Here is a 19,262-nt window from a genome sequence, read left to right as displayed (position 1 = left end):
ACTAGGCTCACACCTCCCGCCGCGCCAGAATCTTGTCGATCCGCATACCGTCCAAATCGACGATTTCGAAGAGCCAGCCGTCGAATGTAAAGCTCTCGCCGACCTCGGGGATATGACCGAGTTGGTAGAGCGCGAAGCCCGCGAAGGTGTGGAAATTGTCTTCGGAACGCTCGCGCAGGCCGAGCCGCTGGAAAGCGTCATAGGCCGGCATCATGCCTTCGATCAGCAAGGAGCCGTCGGCCCGCTCGACGATATCCGGTCCTTCGTTCTCCATATCCGGCAAGTCGCCGGCGATGGCTTCCAGCAGGTCGGTCTGCGTGACGATGCCCTCCAGGCTACCATATTCATCGATGACCATGGCGAGACGGACAGGCGCGCGCTTGAAGCTCTCGAGAACCTTGAAAACGGCAGTTGCTTCATGAACGATAAGAGGCTGCCGCATAACCGCTATCGGATCGAGCGATTGGCCGTTGAGGAGTTGGTCGAGAAGATCCTTCTTCAGGATCATGCCGATCGGTTCGTCGATCGTCCCGCGACCGACGAGAAGTTGGTCGAAACGGCTTTCGCGAATAGCCTTCAGCATCTCCTCTGGCGAGTCCTCGGCATCGATCCAATCGACCTCCAACCTCGGCGTCATGATATCGGAGACATCGCGGTCGCCGATGTTGAAGACGCGTTCGACCAATTCCTGCTGCGCCTGTTCCAACAGGCCTGCTTCCTGGCTTTCGGCGACCAGCATTTTGATTTCCGCAGGCGAATGCAGCGAGCCTTCACCGGCGCCCGGCCGCAGGCCAAAGAGGCGCAAAACCATATTGCCGAGACCGTTCAACACCAAGATCGCCGGGCGGAGCAAGAACAGAAACAGGCCCAGCGGCCGCACCACGCCGAGGGCGGTGCCTTCGCTGCGCTGCAATGCCAGGCTCTTCGGCGCAAGTTCGCCAAGGACGATGTGCAGGGCCGTAATGATGATGAAGGAAATCACGACAGCCACGGCATGCGATCCGGCAGCAGCCCAGGAGCCAGGCAGAAAATCGAGAAGAGGCTCCAGGAGGTGCGCAAGCGCCGGTTCGCCCACCCAACCGAGAGCGAGCGAAGATATGGTGATGCCGAGCTGAGTGGCCGCGAGATTGGCGTCGAGATTGTCGACTGCCCTTTGCAAGGCGGTCGCGTTCATCCGCCCCTCGGAGACTAGTTCGGCCACACGACTGCGCCGAACGGAGACAAGCGAAAATTCGGCCGCAACGAAGAAACCATTCGCAGCGACGAGCAGCAATACGGCGAGTATTCCGAGGAAATCGAAAATACCGCCATCAAATCCAGACATACTTCCCTTCCGGGCGGATTAGCGCCACGTATTATTGATCGAGAACAAATCTAACACGCTTTTTGGCTGTGCGGCAGCCGAGGCGGCAATTTCTTGTCGATATGGGAATAGCTTTTCCTTTTTCCAATCGGAAAGAGGCGCCTCAAGCTATTTCCCGCAGTTGCTCCGCGGTCTGCAGGTCGACGGACACAAGCTGTGAGACACCCTGTTCGGCCATGGTCACGCCGAAGAGCCGGTCCATGCGGGCCATGGTGATGGGATTGTGGGTGATGACCACGAAACGCGTCTCGGTCGAGGCCGCCATCTCGTCCATGAGATTGCAATAGCGCTCGACATTATGGTCGTCGAGCGGCGCGTCCACCTCGTCCAGCACGCAGATGGGGGCCGGATTGGTGAGAAAGACGGCAAAGATCAGCGCCATCGCTGTCAGCGCCTGTTCGCCGCCGGAAAGCAGCGTCATGGTCTGCGGCTTCTTACCCGGCGGACGGGCGAGAATTTCGAGGCCCGCCTCCAGCGGATCGTCGGATTCGATCAGTTGCAACTCGGCCGTGCCGCCGCCGAAGAGACGGGTAAACAGCCGCTGGAACTGCACATTGACAACATCGAAAGCGGCGATCAGCCGCTCGCGGCCTTCGCGGTTGAGGCTCTGGATCGCACCGCGCAGCTTGCGGATGGCGTCGATGACATCATCACGCTCCTTGATCAAGGCCCGCAGCCGTTCTGTCAGTTCCCTGCTTTCCTCCTCGGCGCGCAGGTTGACGGCACCAAGGCGCTCGCGCTCGATCTTAAGCCGCTCCAGCTCGCGCTCGACCTCGCGCAAATCGGGAATATTCTGCCCCGCCGACAGGCCGGCAAGCCGCAGCACCTCATGCAGTTCGACATTCAGCGTCTGGCGGATACGCAACTCGCTTTCCTGGCGGCGCTCGCGGGCGGAAACCAGGCGCTCCTCGATACGGCCACGCTTTTCACGGCTTTCCGCCAATTCCGACAGTGCCGTGGCGGCCTGACGATCGGCCTCGCGCTGAACGATTTCCGCCTCGACCAGGCGGTCGGCCGCGGTGCGGCGCGCCTCCTCCGCCTTCTGCAATTCATTCATCAGCGCGCGGCGCTTGTCATCGAATTCATCCGGGGCAAGGTCCAGCTCGGCAGCTTCATCGCGCGCCTCTTCCTCACGGTCGCGCAGGGTCTGGATATGCTCTTCGGCGCTGGCGGCGCGCTGGCGCCAACCGTCACGCTCCTGGCGAATCGCCAGGATGCGGCGCTGCCGGGCCTCATTTTCCCGATTCAGCCCTTCGTAACGGGCACGCGCTTCGGCAAGCGCGCCGCGATCCGTGGCGACCTCCGCCTGCTGGTCGCGCAGCTTCAAGTCGATGTCCGCCAGATCGGGCGCATCCTCTAGTTCGATACGGGCATTTTCATCTCGCACCGCCACCTCTTCCATCTGCGCCTGCAGATGGCTGGCAGCTTCCGTGATGACATCGCGACGGCGGATCAGATCGCCGGAGGCGCGCTCGGCCATCGCCAATGCTTCGCGAGTTTCCGCAAGGTGGCGGGCAGCGAGCCGGCTGGTATCACGCGCAACGACAAGACGGGATTCCTCGGCCCGGATCGCGTCGCCGGCAATCGCCAAACGCTCCTCAGCCTCAGCCAGGATATCGCGCGCCACCTCGGCTTCGGCCTCAAGCTCCGCAAGACGATTCTTCTGTGCCAGCCGCAGAGCCGCCGCGCTGGGAGCGTCTGCCCCGGTCACATGCCCGTCCCAACGAAATACGGCGCCGTCCTTCGTCACCAGCCGCTGGCCTGGCTTCAATGCCGGCATGAGGCGCATAGCGTCTGCGGCAGTGACAAGGCCGATCTGGCGCAAGCGTCGCGTCAATGCCGCCGGTGCGCCCACATACGAAATCAGTGGCACGACACCGTCCGGCAGGGCAGGATCGGCCGCGCCGCTGCCATTGTCGGACCAGTGGGCGGGCGCTTGCGGATCCAGCGGCGATTCCAGATCGTCGCCAAGAGCTGCGCCGAGCGCGGTCTCGAAGCCACGGTCGACGCGCAGCTCTTCCGCAACGGGTGCAAATGCGCCCGAGGTGGCTCCCGCCGCGAGCATATTGGAGATCGTGCGCGCTTCCGTTTCCAAGGCATTCAGCCGCGAACGGGCTTCATCGACCGGCGCGCGCGATAAAGCCTCCGTCTCGCGAGCCTTGGAGAGGGCCGCCTCAACGAACTGGATCGCCACCTCGGTGTCGGCGACGACATTTTCAGCGGCTTCGACCACGTCGCGCTTTTCGCCAGGATCCGGCAGGGCGGCTATCTTTTCATCGATCGCAGCGAGCTCCCCGTTGGCCTCATCCATCTGCCGTTCCAGCCGCATCTTCCGGTCGGCAAGATCGCGGATGGCGCGCTCGAGCTGATTGCGGGCGGCGGCGGCCTCGGCGCGCTCGGCAGTCAGCCCGGTAAAGATACGCTCGCTATCGGCCAGCTTCGCGGCAGCCTCCTCGAAAGCCTCGCGCGTTTCCTCGGCAAGCCGGCCGGAATCGGCGAGAATATCGGCGATATCGGCCTCCTCCGCATCGAGCTTTGCCAGGATTTGGGCATTATCGGCAACGAGGCGCTCTTCACGGCTGATGTCTTCGGCCAGTTGTGCCAGCCGCCGGGTCAGCTCGTCTCGACGCCGCAGAATGCGGTTGGCATCCTCTTCAAGCTGGGTGCGAGCAATTTGCAGACGCTGCAATGCGGCGGCGGCTTTTGCCTCTTCTTCGCGCAGGTCCGGCAGCTTGAAGCTGGCAATGCCCTGCGCCTTCGCCGCCTCCATTTGTATCTGCGCCTTTTCAGCGACCAGAACGGTTGCCTGCTTGAGCGCGTTGTCGGCCTCCGCTTCCGCCTCCTTCGCCTGCACCCAATGGATATGCAGGAGCATCGCCTCGCGGGCGCGGATGTCGGCGGACAACATCTTGAACCGGTTGGCCTGCCGCGCCTGGCGCTTCAGGCTCTCGATCTGGCTCTCAAGCTGCGAGGTCACGTCGTCGAGACGCTCGAGGTTGCCTTCGGCGGCGCGCAGACGAAGCTCCGCCTCATGCCGGCGCGAATGCAGGCCGGAAATGCCGGCGGCCTCTTCAAGAAGCTGGCGCCGGGCCTGTGGCTTGGCCTGGATCAACTCGCCAATGCGCCCCTGCCCAACCATCGACGGCGAACGCGCGCCGGTCGAGGCATCGGCGAATAGCAGTTGTACATCCTTGGCACGGGCTTCCTTGCCGTTGATGCGATAAAGCGAGCCCTGCTCGCGCTCGATGCGGCGGGTGACCTGGATTTCGTCGCTGTCGTTAAAGGCGGCCGGCGCCGTGCGGTCGCTATTGTCGAGATAGAGGCCGACTTCCGCGGTATTGCGCGCGGGACGATTGCCGGAACCGGAGAAAATGACGTCGTCCATGCCGGAAGCGCGCATGTTCTTGTAGGAGTTCTCGCCCATCACCCAGCGCAGCGCTTCGACCAGGTTGGACTTGCCGCAACCGTTCGGGCCGACGACGCCGGTCAAGCCGCGTTCGATGACGAATTCCGCCGGCTCCACGAAGGATTTGAAGCCGACGAGACGAAGCCTGTTGAACTTCATAAGCGCCACTCCCCCTCTCCGCGACAGCGGGGGAAGGAAGAAACCCCATCAGAAGTGAGGCACAAAAAAACGGGCGCGCGGGTTTCCCCGCCGCCCGCCGTTTCGAAAAGGCACGGATCAGAGAAGGCTATCGATGAGCTTCGACATGGCACCAACCGACATGTCCCCTGCATAACGCTTGCCGTTGATCAAGAAGGTCGGCGTAGCATTGACGCCGAAGTCTTTGGCTGCGCGTTCCCTAACTGAGTTGACATCATCCAGAAGCTTCTGGTTCGTCAAGCATTTCGTAAAGCTATCCTCAGTAAAACCGGCAAGTTTCGACATTTGCAGCAGCGCGGCACGGCCATCGACATCCGGTGAAGCCCAGGCGATTTGCTGTTTGAACAGCATATCGACCATCGGCAAGTACTGTTCCTGCGGCGCGCAACGGGCCAGCATGAAGGCGGCGGCAGCGCGCGGATCGAAGGGGAATTCGCGGATGATGAAGCGAACCTTGCCGGTGTCGACGTATTTCTGCTTGATCGCGTCGAAGGTGGTAACGGCGAAATGCGCGCAGTGCGGGCAGGTCAGCGACATGTATTCGACGATCTTGACCGGCGCGTCTTCCTTGCCGAGTGCGATTTCCGGCAAGGGGCCGGGCTTCAGCACCTCGTTCATGTCGACATTGCCTTCCGACGACGGGACTTCATCCTCCGGCGAGGCAGCGGTGTTGGTGGTCTCCTGCGCACCACCGACCGTGGTGGCGTTTGCGGCGGATGCGGTGTCGGCAAAGGCAGCGAACGCCATAGAGAGGGCCGCAACGGCGGTGCCGCCCAGCAGGTGGCGTTTGGTCAAGAGCATGTCGGACATCGGCATATAGTCACCCGTCGTTTAAGAGGTCTTTGAATGGTTCACTGCGATATAACGGCTAGTTGCTGCGAACAAGGCACGGTTGACCAACTTTCTTCAAAGAATTGTGACCTACCGAAGACAAAGAGGTTAAATTATCGTCAGAATTCGCAGGGATGGGCAGACGGCCGTGAAGATGAGCCACTATGCGGCACTATCTTCGATAAATCTCACGGCGATTTCCGATTCGAACAATCAGAATTCGTATAGCGCTATCTTCGATATGCGCGATTACCCGGCAGTCTCAGACCCGATATTTCCAAAAGTCACCAAGATCAGAACCTTTCAAGGCCTCGCCGATGGAGCGCGGATTGTCCAGCTTGGAAACACGCTCATGGAGAAATTTAAGAATGCGTCGCGAAGTCTCATGTCCGAGCTTTTCGAGTTCGCGCTCCGCAGATCGCTGAAACTCAATCGTCCACGCCATAGCGCGCCATTAACTCAGCCAAAGAAACAGTATCGCTCTCGCCCCGGCGAAACTCTTCCAGGCGTTTCTCCGCAAGATAGATATCCTCAAGATCGTCCAGGTGCTCGAGGATTGCCTCACGAGCATAAAAGCTTTTGCTGCGCCCGGTGCGCTTGGCAAGCGCATCGAGCCTTGCTTCAATTTCCGGCGGAAGCCGCAGGGCCAACATCATCTTATCTCCCAAAATAGAGCTATCTTTTACCCCGCTTCCAAACCATCGCGGTGCCCAATCTCTGAATTGCCGCACGCAGTTTGTCGTCCTCGATCCCGTCCATCATGTCTTCCAGCTTTCGCGCCGCCTCGCCCTTTAGCGGCGGGGGAGTGCGGGAGCGTTTTGAAGTGATGGAAACAGGCTTTTGGACGATGCGGATCTGGCTGACGGCATGGAAGCCGAAGAAGCCGTTGATGCGCTGGATCAGTTCGCCCTGCGCATGGGTCAGGAACAGGGCGCGGGCGCCCTCGCAGGCGACGGTCAGCACGCCGGGCTGGTAACCGCCGTCCTCGCCCGAACCGCCGCGTTTGGCCCAGGCAATCTTTTCCGGCCGCGTGCATTCGGCAAAATCCTCGCCTGCGATCTCGTCCCAGGAGCCAAGCAGCGCCGTGTTGATGCCAGCGCGCTTGGCCAAGACGGGATCGACGATGCCGTTGGTCAGCTCGGAAATCTGCTTTTCGCCACGACGCGGCATTTTTGACAGGCGATATTCGCTCATTTTGAGGCTATAGTTCGCTCCCCAGCGTCTCAACGAAGCATTGGCGCAGCAGGAATGTCAAAGAGAACCGCCTTTTCTGTTCTGTAAAAGAGCGTGAAATGATCTCCACTCCTGCACTGCATTGTTACGCATCAGCCCCGCTACAACAAGACCAAGAAGGAAAAACCCCAGAGCCAATAGCTGTAGAGGGAACACATCCTTCTGACCGGTATGCCAGGCAGCAACGAGCAATACGACCGAGGAAGCGGCATATACGCATACCGCCATCATGAGGAAGAAAAACACACCAAACGCATGATAAATCAACTGCGAACGACGAGAGCGCTTCGTTCGTTGCGGCTGAAATTCCTGCTTGAGATAGACGGTAAGAAATTTGAATGGCTGCGTGTGCAACAACTTCCACATCGCGTAGTAGACAAGCGACAAGAAAAGAATTTCCGCTGCGCAGATATTCAGAAGCCCCAGGTTGGGACTCGCATTCAGTAGACGATCGAAAAGCTCGATAAGCATGATGAATTCTCCTTGATGGCTGACTTCTAGGCAGCCCAATATTTTCCGACTTCCGTTTCCAGCATAGTTGCGTCTAGAGAGTTGGATGTAATCGCTTGATCGAAGGAAATTATGGACCTTTCATCGCAAATATCCTCCCTGTCTGGAAAGCTGCTTGCCTGGTACGACCGCCATCACCGCGACCTGCCCTGGCGCGTCTCGCCGCCGATGGCAGCGCGCGGCATCCGGCCCGATCCCTATCATATCTGGCTCTCCGAGGTAATGTTGCAGCAGACCACCGTGCCGGCGGTCAAAGCCTATTTCGCCAAATTCCTGGAGCGCTGGCCGACGGTTGATGATCTTGCGGCGGCGCCCACCGACGATGTCATGGCCGCCTGGGCCGGGCTCGGCTATTACGCCCGCGCCCGCAACCTGAAGAAATGCGCGGAGGCTGTGGCGGCGGAACATGACGGTCGGTTTCCCGACACCGAGGACGGGCTGCGGGCCTTGCCCGGAATCGGCGACTATACCGCAGCGGCGGTCGCGGCCATTGCATTCAACCGGCAGGCGGCTGTCATGGACGGCAATGTCGAGCGGGTTATCTCCAGGCTATATGCCATCGCCACGCCATTGCCGGCCGCGAAACCATTGATGAAGCAGAAGGTGGCATTGCTGACGCCAGCCGATCGTCCCGGCGATTTCGCGCAGGCGATGATGGATCTGGGGGCGACGATCTGCACGCCGAAACGGCCGGCCTGTTCGCTCTGTCCCTTCAACAATGCCTGCGAGGCATTGCGGCTGCATGATCCCGAACATTTTCCGGTCAAAGCGGCAAAGAAGGAAAAGCCGATGCGCCAGGGTGCCGCTTTTGTGGCGGTGAATGACGATGGTGAAATTTACCTGCGCCGGCGCATCGCCAGCGGCCTGCTCGGCGGCATGACCGAAGTGCCTACCACCGGCTGGACAGCACGGCTTGACGGCGAGACCAGTGCTGCGGCCGCCCCCTTCCCGGCCGACTGGCAGGCGGCGGGGAGCGTGACGCATGTCTTTACTCACTTCGAACTGCGGCTATCGATCTATCGCGCTCAAGTGGCATCGAACACTACCCACAATGACGGATGGTGGGAGCCGGTTACAAATCTTGAAGCCCAGGCGCTGCCCACCGTCATGAAAAAAGCGATCATTCAGGCTATTCCACGCGCATTCACAAAGACCAAGACATTCGAAAAGGCAGGACATAATTCATGACGACGGAAATCCGGCACATTGTCTTCGACATCGGCAAAGTGCTTCTTCACTATGATCCGAGCATTCCTTATGGCCGCCTCATCCCCGATGAAGCAGAGCGAACCTGGTTCTTCGCCAATGTCTGCACAAATGAATGGAACATCGAGCAGGATCGCGGCCGGACGTGGGAAGAAGCCGAAGCGCTGCTGATCGCCGACCATCCCGAGCGCGAGGAACAGATCCGTGCCTTCCGCAAATATTGGCACGATATGGTGCCGCATGCCTATGACGATAGCGTCGCCATCATGGAGAAGCTGATTGCCGAGGGCCGTGACGTCACCATGCTGACCAACTTTGCCTCCGATACGTTTCGTGAAGCGCAGACGCGCTTCGATTTCCTCTCCAAGCCGCGCGGCGTCACCGTGTCCGGCGACATCGGCCTGATCAAGCCGGACGTTGCAATCTATGAGGCGCATGTGAAAAGTTTCGAGCTCGATCCGGCCTCGACCATCTTCATCGACGATTCGCTTGCCAACGTCGAAGGTGCGAAAGCTGCGGGTTGGAATGCAGTCCATTTCACCGGCGCCGCGAAGCTGCGCAGCGATCTCGCCGCCTACGGCATCCAGGTTTGAGCCCATGATTTTCGATCCGGCAGAACGCATCACCCTCTTTCATGACGCGATCAACAGGCTCGATTTCGAAGCAATCGAGGATTTCTTCGCGGAGAACGCCACCTATGTCTCGAACGGCGTCGGCAGCCTCGCAGGTCGCGAGGCAATCATGGAGGCCTTCCATGGCTATTTCGATACCTATCCGGATCAAACCGCAGTCAATTCATTGGTGGAAACGCTGACGCCGCTTTCCGGCCGGAGTGTCTGGTCCGTCCGGGCAACGAACAGCAAAACCGGTAAGCCGCTGATCCGCGAGGGCGAAGAGACGATCACCTTCGACGAAGACGGACGCGTCGTCCGGGTCGAAGTGACGGACTATCAGGAATTCTAAGCCGTCAGGCAAAAAAATGGCGCCCAGGATTCGAGAATCCTGGGCGTCTCGCCTTCCTCCCTAACTGGAGGTACTCGACGGAAGAAGGCGGATATGCGGATCCGGCCGCGGCACGATCCCGATAGTCGGGAAAGGCTCTCGGAGAAGATTATGCCGCTGAAATAGTTGGAATTATTCCACCTTGGCCAGATCATTGCGGACGATCGAACGCAGGTCGTCGATCGGGCGCAGGGAATGCCCATCGTCGAAGTGCCAAAACGTCCATCCGTTGCATGCATCAAGGCCCTGGACTTTCGCACCGAGGCGATGAATGGAGCCCGCTTCGCCACCGGAGGCGACCGTGCCATCGGCGCGCACGATGGCACTGTAGCGACGCCTCGCATCCGTCAGCACCTGGCCGGGCTTGATGAGACCACTTTCGATCAAAACGTTGAAGGCGACGCGAACTTCAGCCTTCTTGCCTGTCATGACGGTCAGTTCCGCCTTACCGAGCGGCTCGACGGCGGCGATGCGGGCGCTGGCCGCATCGATGTAATCCTGCTCGCGTTCGATGCCGACGAAATGACGGCCGAGACGCTTGGCGACGGCACCGGTGGTCCCAGAGCCGAAGAACGGATCGAGGATGATGTCGCCGGGCTTGGACGATGCCATGATGACGCGGGCAAGCAGGGCTTCCGGCTTCTGTGTCGGATGCGCCTTTTTGCCATCCTGATCCTTCAACCGTTCGCCGCCGCTGCAGATCGGGAACAGCCAATCGGAGCGCATCTGCACATCGTCATTGGCGGCCTTCATGGCGTCGTAGTTGAAGGTGTAGCCCTTGGCCTTGGCGTTCGGGCTCGCCCAGATCATCGTTTCATGGGCGTTCTGGAAACGACGTCCCTTGAAATTCGGCATCGGATTGGTCTTGCGCCAGACGATGTCGTTGAGGATCCAGAAGTTCAGATCCTGCATCGTAGCGCCGACGCGGAAAATATTGTGATAGGAGCCGATGACCCAGATGGTGCCCGTCGGCTTCAGCACGCGACGGCAGGCGAGAAGCCAGGCGCGGGTAAAGGCATCATAAGCCTCGAAGGAGGCAAACTGGTCCCATTCGTCGTCAACGGCGTCGACAAGCGATTGATCGGGGCGATGCAGCGTACCGCCGAGCTGCAAATTGTAAGGCGGGTCCGCGAAGATGACGTCGACGGAATGGGTGGGCAGTGCTTCAAGAGCGGCTACGCAATCGCCCTTGATGATCGTGTCGACCCAAGAGCCCGGCGTTGCGGAAGTCCTGAGGTCGGCAAGCGGGAAAACTGACGCCATGTGATACTCGCTGTTACACTTACTCGATACGATTAACTGAGTGTTATGGTTACCTAAGTTGGTTACCAAAGGCTAAAGCGGCGGGCGATTTGAGAAATTATTCGCGGCATAGAAAAATAACAGCGAATGCGATAGAACATTCTCATGGACCGAAACGAAACGATAACGCGGCTTAAAAACAACGCGGACGCCATCCGGGCGCTCGGTGCAACGTCGCTTTACCTTTTCGGCTCTGTTTCCCGGAATGAGGCGCAACCATCGAGTGATGTGGATATTTTTGTCGACTATGACCCGGCTAGTCGTTTCAATGCTTTCGATCTGATCAGTATCAAGTTCTTGCTCGAAGAAGATCTTCATGCGCCCGTCGACATTACGACCAGAGATGGGCTACATCCCCGCCTGAGACCGGCGATCGAACGCTCGGCGACGCGGGTATTTTGATGCCGCGGGAATTTAGACACGCGCTCGAGGACATACGCGCAGAACTCCGCGGTATCAGCAAAGCCGCCATGGGAAAAACACTGGACGACTACCGTAGCGATTGGCTGTTTCAACACGCCGTCCAGCGCGCCATAGAAATCATTTCGGAGGCAAGTCGGGCCATGCCCGACGATATCAAAGCTCTGAGGCCGGAGATTCCGTGGCAACAAGTCAAGACCATAGGAAACATATTGCGTCATCAATATCATGGCCTATCCGACCAGATCATCTGGGGCGTGGTCGTCGACGAGCTACCGGCCCTAGAAATTGCTATTGATGCCCTTTGCCTGCGGTTCGGTGTTGATTAGCTCGTCATGCACCGCGCGGCTATCCGCCGGTGCCTCTTCCCTCTCATTCATTCCGTAATCACGCACCACATGGGCTATGCGCAGCCGATAGTCGGCAAATATCACCCCTCGCCCGGCCTTTTGCGCCGCCCGGTGCGTTTCACGATTGCGCCATTCCTTGACCGCCGCCTCATCGCGCCAGAAGGAAAGCGAGAGAAGCTTACCGCGTTGTGTCAGGCTCTCGAAGCGTTCGATGGAGATGAAACCGTCGATCGTTTCGAGTTCTGCGCGCAGCTTGCCGGCAAGATCAAGATAGTGATGACGCTCGCCGAGATAGGGAATGACTTCGAAAATGACGGCGATCATGGCGTCACCTTTGGGCCGTGCGGTAGAGACACGTTTTTCAGGAAGATGCGATCTTCCCTGATGATGAAGCGTTCGTGGCGGGAGAAATCGTAATTCGCCTTGCCGAGCGGATCGGCTGCGAGGCGGGCGCGATAGGCTTCATAGGCAGCCAGGCTCTCGACATTGTAGACACCATAAGCGGTCGTCGCCGAGCCCTCGTGCGGGGCAAAATAGCCAATGAGGTCCGCGCCGTTGCGTGGGATGACCTGGCCCCAGGCCCTGGCATATTCGGCAAAGGCGTCCTTTTTGAAGGGATCGATCTCATAGCGGATGAAACAGGTGATCATGGTTGTCTCCTTTGGTGATGGAGATGTTGTCGCACATTGCGCGACGTCTATGCTTCGGTTACGATCGAAGTATGAAGGAAGGTCCTGACATCGCGCAGATAGGTGCGCTCATTGGCGATCCGGCGCGGGCGAATATGCTGACCGCGCTGATGGGCGGCCGTGCCCTGACTGCAACGGAGTTGGCGGCGGCCGGCGGTATCACGCTGCAGACGGCGAGCACGCATCTGTCGAAGCTCGAAGCAGGCGGGTTGCTCGCGCAACGCAAACAAGGCCGGCACCGCTATTTCGCGCTGGCCGATGACGGCGTCGGCAAGCTGCTCGAAAGTATCATGGGCTTCGCCGCTACGCGAGGGCACCTGCGCCACCGCCCCGGTCCGAAAGAGCCGGCCCTTCGCAAGGCACGCATCTGCTACGACCATCTCGCCGGTGATTACGGTGTGCGCATGCTCGACAGCCTGATTGCGGCCGGTGCGATCTCGGCTCTCGATGACGGCTTGAGCCTGACGGAGCGCGGCGAAAAGCATCTCACCTCGATCGGCATTGATGTGAATGGGCTGCGCTCGACGCGGCGCCCGCTCTGCCGCTCCTGCCTCGATTGGAGCGAACGCCGGGCGCACCTCGCCGGCAGCCTCGGCAAGGCGCTGCTTTCCAACTTCTTCGACAAGGGCTGGGCGCGGCGATCGGAAAACAGCCGCTCGATCCTGTTTACATCAGAAGGCGAACGCCGGTTTCTGGCGCTTTTTCCCATCGACGCGGATGCGACGAACCAAGAACGCGACGGTGTCGACGCCTGAGTGTTGAGACGTCGCTCCAATGAAGGGCGCAACATCATCGGCGCCAGAACATCCAAACTATGATTTACCCAACGATCGCAAAAGCTTCGCGCGTCGAACCCGAGGGCGTCCGTACGGGGGATCGGCCGATCCACTGCACATGTTTCTGCAGGATAGACGCAGCCTCCTCCGTCCGCCCCTGGCGCAGGGCCGCAAGGATGGCGCGATGGTCGTGGTCTGTGCGTTTTTCCCAGCCCGATTGCCAGGCGGAGAAGAGGAAGCGAGCGCTGGCGGCATGCAGATCGTCGATCGATGCGAGCAGCCGCGGCATGCCGCAGGGCGCGAGGATCAGGCGGTGGAAGCGGCGGTTCGCCTCCTCCCAGGCGCGGACATCGGCAGCCGCATCCCCTTCCCGCGTCGCCTCTTCGGCGGCATCGAGAATTGCCGGCGTCAGGTGCTGCGCGGCATGCTTCAGCGCCAGCCCCTCGAGGGCAGCCCGCATTTCCGCGACTTCGCGAACTTCCTTGAGATCGAAGGAGGCGACGCGGACACCACGGCGGGGCACGTTGATCGCCAGGCCTTGAGCCTCCAGCCGCCGGAATGCCTCGCGCACCGGCACATGGCTGGCACCGAACTCCTCGGCAATATGATCCTGCCGCAACCGCGCATCGGGTGCGATCTCGCCGCGGATGATGCGGTCGGCAAGCACCCGGCTGATACGGCTGGCAATCGTGTCGTCGCGCTCTTTGGCCATGGCCGATCCTTAAAGATGACGATCGGCCTTGTCGAGCCATCCTGATCAAGCGCGGTGACAACTTGACTTGGTGCATATGCACAAGCATAGTAAGTTCATGCAAACCGAAGACGATCTTGGTCCCCTTGCGTGCCATTGCCTGGCGACTCGGCAACTGGCGAGGCACGTCTCGAAACTCTACGAGCGCCATATGGCGCCAACCGGCATAACCAGCACTCAGTTTTCACTCCTGAATTTCCTCCGCCAGAATGAGCGGATGACCATGAACGAACTGGCGGCAGCAATGCTAATGGACCGCACGACCCTGCTGCGGGCCGTAAAGCCGCTGCAACAACAGGGGCTGATCATCAGCGCGCCCGAAACGGAAGGGAGCCGTCGGCTGCTGTTGGAGCTATCGCCGGCCGGGGAAAGCAAGATTGCAGAGGCGGAGCCCTGCTGGCGGGCGGCTCAAGAGGAATATGAGTCGCAGGTTGGCCAACTGCACGCAAAAAGCCTGCGCAGCGACTTTTTCAACATGACCCACCACGGCTGACCCTTCAAATCACGCCCGAACCCCGGCCATCCTTTCCGCCAATGCATTACTGCCATGTCTGCTCATTGGTTGAGCTTTGCCGGAGCATCGTGTAAAGCCGCACGATCCATTTCAGAGCAGGCCCCAAAAAGTGCGAAGCGGTTTTGCACAAGGCCATGCCAATCCAGAGCCCCTTCAAAGGCAGTGTATTCTCATGAGCAATGGCTTCGATCTCATCATCTTCGACTGCGACGGCGTTCTGGTCGATTCGGAAATCATCGCAGCGGATGTTGAATCCAAGCTCCTGACGGAAGCGGGTTACCCGATCAGCGCCGAAGAAATGGGCGAGCGTTTTTCCGGCATGACCTGGCAGAACATTCTGTTCGAAGTCGAGCGTGAGGCGAGCATTCCGCTCTCGGCTTCGCTGCTCGACAAGTCCGAGAAGCTACTCGACTTGCGGCTCGCCAATGACGTCAAGGCTATCCCGGGCGTTCCTTTTGCCCTGTCGCGCCTGCCAATGCCGCGTTGCATCTGCTCGAATTCCAGCTCCGCGCGGATTGACATGATGCTTTCCAAGGTCGGCTACAAGGAACTGTTTGCGCCGCACATCTATTCCGCCAAGGATCTCGGTGCCGATCGCGTCAAGCCGAAGCCGGATATTTTCCTGCATGGTGCCAAGCAGATGAACGTTCCGCCGGCCAACGTCATCGTCGTCGAAGACTCGGTCCATGGCGTCCAAGCAGCGCGTGCCGCCGGCATGCGTGTCATCGGCTTCACCGGCGCTTCGCACACCTACCCTTCGCATGCCGACCGGCTGACGGATGCGGGTGCGGAAACGGTCATCGCCCGGATGATGGATCTGCCCGGCGTGGTCATGGCGCTGGCGGAGTGGGAAGGGGTTTTGTGAGGCAATAGGCAATAGGCAATAGGCAATAGGCAATAGGCAATAGGCAATAGGCAATAGATGTTGCAGCTATATTGCCGGCAGTAGCAAGGACAAGGTGACCTTTTACTACTGCCTACTGCCTACTGCCTACTGCCTATTGCCTACTGCCTACTGCCTACTGCCTGATCCCAACCCTACTGATGCTTCTTGCGAACGGGCTTCTGGCCCTTTTCGGCTTTCTGCGGCCCCTGATCGAAGCTGATCTGAACAACCGTGAAGCCACCGGAGCCGCCGGCGACGTTGATGTCGTTGTCGGTGAAGAGGAACTGCGTCGTGGTTTCGCCCGGCGGGATTTCGGCGGTGAAATTGACGGTCTTGCTATAGAGCGCGGTGTTGTTGTCCATGACGGCGACATGGATCGGCATGGTCACCTTGCCGGGGCCGCCCACCGGGCCGGCGACAAGACGGCCCTGCGCAACGATATTGATGCTGAGGCTGGTGCCGTCGGTCGTGCACTGGCGCGTCGCCTGGGCGAGCGATGCCTGATAGGTCAACTGGTTCGGATCGTCCTTGGCGCCCTTGGCGTAGGTGCGGTAGCTGGACGCCTCATCGCGGATGACGACTTGTGGGCATTTGCCGGCGACATAGGATTGGCCGCCGGTCACCTGCGGCGCGGGGCTGGCGGCGGATGGATTGCCCGCCACTGCCTGCGGCGCCACCGTCACATCCGTTCCGGTCTGCTTGTCGCTACCGCCGAAACCAAGAGAACTACAACCAGCCAACAATGCCAGAAGCGAAGCGGAAAAAAGACGACGCGAAACCCTGCCAAACACTATATATTCCACCCTCTGCAATAATTTACATTATCGGCCTGCAGCCTGTTCGACGGGCCTTTTATGACACTTGGCGATGGTCTATACCAGCGGCGCAGCGAAAAATCGATTGGGTAGGCACCGTTTTGGCTCACTTTTCGACCTCGACAGATTGGCGCAAGCCGCCGCCCACCGGACGGAGCCGTGCGGGCATTGCGCAAACGCGAAAACCACGCGGCTGATCCGACGCAAAAAGACGGGCTGCCATCGCTTCGTTCTTTTACTCTCTCACCTCACCACTCCGGCAATTTTGCGACCAAAGGAATTCTAGACCGTGGACTATATCTCAACGCGGGGAGAAGCCCCTGCCCTTGGCTTCTGCGACGCCCTTCTGGCCGGCCTTGCTCGTGATGGCGGGCTCTATGTGCCCCGTGAATGGCCGACGCTTAAGAAAAAAGAGATTCGCGCTTTCCGTGGCAAGAGCTATCAGGACGTCGCCTTCGCCGTGCTGTCGCCTTTCACCAACGGCGAAATTCCGGATGACGTCTTCCGCGGCATGATCGATGAAGCCTATGCCACCTTCCGCCATCCCGCCGTGACGCCGCTGGTGCAGACAGGTCCGAACAGCTTCGTGATGGAGCTTTTCCACGGCACGACGCTTGCCTTCAAGGATGTCGCCATGCAGTTGCTCGCACGGCTGATGGATTATGCCCTGGAAAAGCGCGGGCAAAGGGCAACCATCGTCGGCGCCACCTCGGGCGACACCGGCGGAGCGGCGATCGATGCCTTTGCCGGACGCGAACGCACCGACATCTTCATCCTCTTCCCGCATGGCAAGGTCTCGCCGGTGCAGCAACGGCAGATGACCACCTCGACGGCGGCCAATGTGCATGCGCTGGCGATCAACGGCAATTTCGATGATTGCCAGAATCTGGTCAAAGCCATGTTCAACGACACCGCCTTCCGCGACTGCGTCAAGCTTTCGGGCGTCAACTCGATCAATTGGGCGCGCATCATGGCGCAGGTGGTCTACTACTTCACTACTGCCGTCGCGCTCGGCGGCCCCGACCGGAAGATTTCCTTCACCGTTCCGACCGGCAATTTCGGCGATATTTTCGCCGGCTACGTCGCAAAGCGCATGGGCCTGCCGATCGACCGGCTGGTGATCGCCACCAACGAGAACGACATCCTGGCTCGCACGCTGAAAACCGGGCGCTACGAGATGCGCGAGGTCAAGGCCACCACCGCGCCGTCGATGGACATCCAGATCTCCTCCAACTTCGAACGGCTGCTGTTCGAAGCCCATGACCGCGACGCGTCGAAGGTGCGCGCCGCGATGGAAAGCCTGAAACAATCGAAGGGCTTTTCGATCAGCGAAAGCGCTCTGAAGACCATCAAGAAGGACTTCCGCGCCGGCCGCGCCAGCGAAAAACAGGTCGCCGCGACGATCCGCAAAACACTCGACAACACCGGCTATCTGATCGACCCGCACACCGCCATCGGCGTCTTTGTGGCGGAGAAAAACGAGAAGCCGGCGAGCCCGATGGTGACGCTCGCGACCGCACATCCGGCAAAATTCCCCGCCGCAGTAAAATCGGCGTGTGGTATTGACCCGGCGCTTCCGACGTGGCTTGCTGGACTGATGAACAGGGAGGAGCGTTTCGACGTCCTCGATCCCGAGCTGAAAGCCGTTGAAACTTTCATCGGCAAACATGCCCGGGCGGGGGAATGATAAACGCAGAAAGACAGACGATGACAGTGGAGTGCACCCGGCTTGCGTCCGGGCTGACAGTAGCGACCCAGACGATGCCACACCTCGAAAGCGTGGCACTCGGCGTCTGGATCAAATCGGGTTCGCGCAATGAAACCGAAGCGGAACACGGCATCGCGCATCTGCTGGAACACATGGCGTTCAAGGGCACGGCCCGTCGCACGGCGCGTGAGATCGCCGAGGAAATCGAGAATGTCGGCGGCGAGGTCAATGCCGCCACGTCGACCGAGACAACCTCCTATTATGCCCGCGTGCTGAAGGATCATGTGCCGCTCGCCGTCGATATCCTCGCCGATATCCTGACCGAATCCGCTTTCGACGAGGATGAATTGCAGCGCGAAAAGCAGGTCATCCTGCAGGAAATCAACGCTGCAAACGACACGCCCGACGATGTGGTCTTCGACAAATTTTCCGAAGTCGCCTATCGCGGCCAGACGCTTGGCCGGGCGATTCTCGGCACGCCGGAAACCGTCGTCTCCTTCACGCCGGGACAAATCCGCGGTTATCTCAGCCGCAACTACACGACCGACCGCATGTTCGTGGTGGCCGCGGGCGCTGTCGATCACGAAAGCTTCGTGCGCCAGGTCGAAGAGCGCTTCTCCACCCTGCCGACACAGCCGTCGGCGCCGCCCGTCATCGAGCCTGCGCGTTATATCGGCGGCAATATCCGCGAGACGCGCGACCTGATGGATGCGCAGATCCTGCTCGGCTTCGAGGGACGCGCCTATCACACGCGCGATTTCTATTGTTCGCAGATCCTTGCCAACATCCTCGGCGGCGGCATGTCCTCACGGCTGTTCCAAGAAGTGCGCGAATTCCGCGGGCTCTGTTACTCCGTCTATGCCTTCCATTGGGGCTTTTCCGACACCGGCATTTTCGGCATCCATGCCGCGACCGGCGGCGAAAACCTGCCGGAGCTGCTGCCGGTCATCGTCGACGAGCTGCACAAATCCTCCCACAAGATCGAACAGCAGGAAATCGAGCGTGCCCGCGCCCAGATCCGCGCGCAGTTGCTGATGGGTCAGGAAAGCCCGGCGGCGCGCGCCGGCCAGATCGCGCGACAGATGATGCTCTACGGCCGACCGATCCCGAACCAGGAAATGCTGGAACGGTTGCAGGGCATTACCATCGATCGGCTGACGGATCTTGCCGGCCGCCTGTTCTTCGACACGGTGCCGACGCTGTCGGCGATCGGGCCTTTGGAGCAGTTGGCGCCGATGGAAGATATCGTGACATCCTTATCATCGTCGACCCCAGCCTCCATAAGCGCGAGCGGCTAAAACC

22 protein-coding genes are annotated in these 19,262 nt (G+C 59.9%); 10 read left to right on the top strand and 12 right to left on the bottom strand.

Features of this window, described 5'->3' with window-relative positions; all coding sequences use genetic code 11:
* Positions 1-7: 7 nt before the first annotated feature.
* The 7 genes from NXC24_RS04835 to NXC24_RS04805 all read right to left on the bottom strand — a co-directional run bounded on the left by NXC24_RS04835 (position 8) and on the right by NXC24_RS04805 (position 7,502).
* The gene (locus tag NXC24_RS04835; protein ID WP_104822273.1) at positions 8-1,324 is read right to left on the bottom strand and encodes a hemolysin family protein; all 1,317 of its coding nucleotides are present in this window, start codon (positions 1,322-1,324) and stop codon (positions 8-10) included.
* Between the two features lie 142 nt (positions 1,325-1,466).
* Positions 1,467-4,928, bottom strand: coding sequence for a chromosome segregation SMC family protein (locus NXC24_RS04830; RefSeq protein WP_104822272.1), 3,462 nt, complete (start codon positions 4,926-4,928; stop codon positions 1,467-1,469).
* 117 nt (positions 4,929-5,045) lie between these two features.
* Positions 5,046-5,783, bottom strand: a complete 738-nt coding sequence (locus tag NXC24_RS04825; RefSeq protein ID WP_104822271.1) for a DsbA family protein — start codon at positions 5,781-5,783, stop codon at positions 5,046-5,048.
* A gap of 277 nt (positions 5,784-6,060) precedes the next feature.
* A complete protein-coding gene (locus NXC24_RS04820; protein ID WP_311319437.1) occupies positions 6,061-6,243 on the bottom strand; it encodes a type II toxin-antitoxin system RelE/ParE family toxin in 183 nt (60 codons plus the stop codon).
* A complete protein-coding gene (locus NXC24_RS04815) occupies positions 6,227-6,451 on the bottom strand; it encodes a DUF6290 family protein (protein ID WP_104825010.1) in 225 nt (74 codons plus the stop codon). Before NXC24_RS04815 ends, NXC24_RS04820 begins: the two co-directional genes overlap by 17 nt.
* 22 nt (positions 6,452-6,473) lie before the next feature.
* Positions 6,474-6,992, bottom strand: coding sequence for a DUF721 domain-containing protein (locus NXC24_RS04810; protein ID WP_245463930.1), 519 nt, complete (start codon positions 6,990-6,992; stop codon positions 6,474-6,476).
* A gap of 57 nt (positions 6,993-7,049) precedes the next feature.
* Positions 7,050-7,502, bottom strand: a complete 453-nt coding sequence (locus tag NXC24_RS04805) for a hypothetical protein (protein ID WP_104822270.1) — start codon at positions 7,500-7,502, stop codon at positions 7,050-7,052.
* 111 nt (positions 7,503-7,613) lie between these two features.
* On the opposite strand from NXC24_RS04805, the gene mutY reads away from it, so the two are divergent.
* From mutY to NXC24_RS04790, 3 genes are read left to right on the top strand one after another with little or no spacing between them, the layout of a single operon-like run.
* On the top strand, positions 7,614-8,729 hold the full coding sequence (gene mutY / locus NXC24_RS04800; RefSeq protein WP_104822269.1) for an A/G-specific adenine glycosylase: 1,116 nt from the start codon (positions 7,614-7,616) through the stop codon (positions 8,727-8,729).
* Complete coding sequence (locus NXC24_RS04795) at positions 8,726-9,340, top strand: HAD family phosphatase (RefSeq protein ID WP_104822268.1); 615 nt, start codon at positions 8,726-8,728, stop codon at positions 9,338-9,340. Before mutY ends, NXC24_RS04795 begins: the two co-directional genes overlap by 4 nt.
* A gap of 4 nt (positions 9,341-9,344) precedes the next feature.
* Positions 9,345-9,710 carry a nuclear transport factor 2 family protein gene (locus NXC24_RS04790; RefSeq protein ID WP_104822267.1) on the top strand — a complete coding sequence of 122 codons (366 nt, stop codon included), beginning with the start codon at positions 9,345-9,347 and terminating at the stop codon, positions 9,708-9,710.
* Between the two features lie 171 nt (positions 9,711-9,881).
* On the opposite strand, the gene NXC24_RS04785 is transcribed toward NXC24_RS04790, so the two are convergent.
* Positions 9,882-11,012, bottom strand: a complete 1,131-nt coding sequence (locus NXC24_RS04785; protein WP_104822266.1) for a site-specific DNA-methyltransferase — start codon at positions 11,010-11,012, stop codon at positions 9,882-9,884.
* Positions 11,013-11,156: 144 nt separating this feature from the next.
* On the opposite strand from NXC24_RS04785, the gene NXC24_RS04780 reads away from it, so the two are divergent.
* Both NXC24_RS04780 and NXC24_RS04775 read left to right on the top strand, forming a co-directional pair.
* Positions 11,157-11,453, top strand: coding sequence for a nucleotidyltransferase domain-containing protein (locus NXC24_RS04780; protein WP_104822265.1), 297 nt, complete (start codon positions 11,157-11,159; stop codon positions 11,451-11,453).
* A complete protein-coding gene (locus tag NXC24_RS04775) occupies positions 11,453-11,800 on the top strand; it encodes a HepT-like ribonuclease domain-containing protein (protein ID WP_245463929.1) in 348 nt (115 codons plus the stop codon). The genes NXC24_RS04780 and NXC24_RS04775 overlap by 1 nt, the downstream gene beginning before the upstream one ends.
* Here the strand turns inward: NXC24_RS04775 and NXC24_RS04770 are convergent.
* Positions 11,753-12,145: an antibiotic biosynthesis monooxygenase gene (locus NXC24_RS04770; protein ID WP_104822263.1), complete on the bottom strand. Its 393-nt coding sequence runs from the start codon at positions 12,143-12,145 to the stop codon at positions 11,753-11,755. The genes NXC24_RS04775 and NXC24_RS04770 overlap by 48 nt on opposite strands.
* Entirely contained in the window at positions 12,142-12,471 is a 330-nt protein-coding gene (locus tag NXC24_RS04765; protein WP_104822262.1) for an NIPSNAP family protein, read from the bottom strand. Before NXC24_RS04765 ends, NXC24_RS04770 begins: the two co-directional genes overlap by 4 nt.
* 71 nt (positions 12,472-12,542) lie before the next feature.
* Here NXC24_RS04765 and NXC24_RS04760 point away from each other — a divergent pair, with 71 nt between their 5' ends.
* Positions 12,543-13,265: a helix-turn-helix transcriptional regulator gene (locus tag NXC24_RS04760; RefSeq protein ID WP_104822261.1), complete on the top strand. Its 723-nt coding sequence runs from the start codon at positions 12,543-12,545 to the stop codon at positions 13,263-13,265.
* A gap of 64 nt (positions 13,266-13,329) precedes the next feature.
* Here the strand turns inward: NXC24_RS04760 and NXC24_RS04755 are convergent, their stop codons facing one another.
* Positions 13,330-13,998 carry a GntR family transcriptional regulator gene (locus NXC24_RS04755; RefSeq protein WP_104822260.1) on the bottom strand — a complete coding sequence of 223 codons (669 nt, stop codon included), beginning with the start codon at positions 13,996-13,998 and terminating at the stop codon, positions 13,330-13,332.
* 97 nt (positions 13,999-14,095) lie between these two features.
* On the opposite strand from NXC24_RS04755, the gene NXC24_RS04750 reads away from it, so the two are divergent.
* Both NXC24_RS04750 and NXC24_RS04745 read left to right on the top strand, forming a co-directional pair.
* Positions 14,096-14,530, top strand: coding sequence for a MarR family winged helix-turn-helix transcriptional regulator (locus tag NXC24_RS04750; protein ID WP_158704418.1), 435 nt, complete (start codon positions 14,096-14,098; stop codon positions 14,528-14,530).
* A 193-nt stretch (positions 14,531-14,723) separates the two neighbouring features.
* On the top strand, positions 14,724-15,416 hold the full coding sequence (locus NXC24_RS04745; protein ID WP_104822258.1) for an HAD family hydrolase: 693 nt from the start codon (positions 14,724-14,726) through the stop codon (positions 15,414-15,416).
* Positions 15,417-15,589: 173 nt separating this feature from the next.
* Here NXC24_RS04745 and NXC24_RS04740 read toward each other — a convergent pair whose 3' ends face one another.
* Positions 15,590-16,228, bottom strand: coding sequence for a hypothetical protein (locus NXC24_RS04740; protein ID WP_104822257.1), 639 nt, complete (start codon positions 16,226-16,228; stop codon positions 15,590-15,592).
* Between the two features lie 313 nt (positions 16,229-16,541).
* Between NXC24_RS04740 and thrC the strand changes: the two genes are divergently transcribed.
* Both thrC and NXC24_RS04730 read left to right on the top strand, forming a co-directional pair.
* Positions 16,542-17,939, top strand: a complete 1,398-nt coding sequence (gene thrC / locus NXC24_RS04735; RefSeq protein WP_104822256.1) for a threonine synthase — start codon at positions 16,542-16,544, stop codon at positions 17,937-17,939.
* A gap of 20 nt (positions 17,940-17,959) precedes the next feature.
* Positions 17,960-19,258, top strand: coding sequence for a pitrilysin family protein (locus NXC24_RS04730; protein ID WP_104825008.1), 1,299 nt, complete (start codon positions 17,960-17,962; stop codon positions 19,256-19,258).
* The last annotated feature ends 4 nt before the right edge of the window (positions 19,259-19,262 follow it).

This window comes from Rhizobium sp. NXC24, from assembly GCF_002944315.1.
Lineage (GTDB): Bacteria > Pseudomonadota > Alphaproteobacteria > Rhizobiales > Rhizobiaceae > Rhizobium.
This window is presented reverse-complemented; position numbering and strand designations above follow the sequence as displayed.

What these genes read in the sequence shown, in the direction of transcription:
- NXC24_RS04835 (WP_104822273.1), bottom strand. Translation starts at nt 1,324, where the DNA reads ATGTCTGGATTTGATGGCGGTATTTTCGATTTCCTCGGAATACTCGCC.
- NXC24_RS04830 (WP_104822272.1), bottom strand. Translation starts at nt 4,928, where the DNA reads ATGAAGTTCAACAGGCTTCGTCTCGTCGGCTTCAAATCCTTCGTGGAG.
- NXC24_RS04825 (WP_104822271.1), bottom strand. Translation starts at nt 5,783, where the DNA reads ATGCCGATGTCCGACATGCTCTTGACCAAACGCCACCTGCTGGGCGGC.
- NXC24_RS04820 (WP_311319437.1), bottom strand. Translation starts at nt 6,243, where the DNA reads ATGGCGTGGACGATTGAGTTTCAGCGATCTGCGGAGCGCGAACTCGAA.
- NXC24_RS04815 (WP_104825010.1), bottom strand. Translation starts at nt 6,451, where the DNA reads ATGTTGGCCCTGCGGCTTCCGCCGGAAATTGAAGCAAGGCTCGATGCG.
- NXC24_RS04810 (WP_245463930.1), bottom strand. Translation starts at nt 6,992, where the DNA reads ATGAGCGAATATCGCCTGTCAAAAATGCCGCGTCGTGGCGAAAAGCAG.
- NXC24_RS04805 (WP_104822270.1), bottom strand. Translation starts at nt 7,502, where the DNA reads ATGCTTATCGAGCTTTTCGATCGTCTACTGAATGCGAGTCCCAACCTG.
- mutY (WP_104822269.1), top strand. Translation starts at nt 7,614, where the DNA reads ATGGACCTTTCATCGCAAATATCCTCCCTGTCTGGAAAGCTGCTTGCC.
- NXC24_RS04795 (WP_104822268.1), top strand. Translation starts at nt 8,726, where the DNA reads ATGACGACGGAAATCCGGCACATTGTCTTCGACATCGGCAAAGTGCTT.
- NXC24_RS04790 (WP_104822267.1), top strand. Translation starts at nt 9,345, where the DNA reads ATGATTTTCGATCCGGCAGAACGCATCACCCTCTTTCATGACGCGATC.
- NXC24_RS04785 (WP_104822266.1), bottom strand. Translation starts at nt 11,012, where the DNA reads ATGGCGTCAGTTTTCCCGCTTGCCGACCTCAGGACTTCCGCAACGCCG.
- NXC24_RS04780 (WP_104822265.1), top strand. Translation starts at nt 11,157, where the DNA reads ATGGACCGAAACGAAACGATAACGCGGCTTAAAAACAACGCGGACGCC.
- NXC24_RS04775 (WP_245463929.1), top strand. Translation starts at nt 11,453, where the DNA reads ATGCCGCGGGAATTTAGACACGCGCTCGAGGACATACGCGCAGAACTC.
- NXC24_RS04770 (WP_104822263.1), bottom strand. Translation starts at nt 12,145, where the DNA reads ATGATCGCCGTCATTTTCGAAGTCATTCCCTATCTCGGCGAGCGTCAT.
- NXC24_RS04765 (WP_104822262.1), bottom strand. Translation starts at nt 12,471, where the DNA reads ATGATCACCTGTTTCATCCGCTATGAGATCGATCCCTTCAAAAAGGAC.
- NXC24_RS04760 (WP_104822261.1), top strand. Translation starts at nt 12,543, where the DNA reads ATGAAGGAAGGTCCTGACATCGCGCAGATAGGTGCGCTCATTGGCGAT.
- NXC24_RS04755 (WP_104822260.1), bottom strand. Translation starts at nt 13,998, where the DNA reads ATGGCCAAAGAGCGCGACGACACGATTGCCAGCCGTATCAGCCGGGTG.
- NXC24_RS04750 (WP_158704418.1), top strand. Translation starts at nt 14,096, where the DNA reads ATGCAAACCGAAGACGATCTTGGTCCCCTTGCGTGCCATTGCCTGGCG.
- NXC24_RS04745 (WP_104822258.1), top strand. Translation starts at nt 14,724, where the DNA reads ATGAGCAATGGCTTCGATCTCATCATCTTCGACTGCGACGGCGTTCTG.
- NXC24_RS04730 (WP_104825008.1), top strand. Translation starts at nt 17,960, where the DNA reads ATGACAGTGGAGTGCACCCGGCTTGCGTCCGGGCTGACAGTAGCGACC.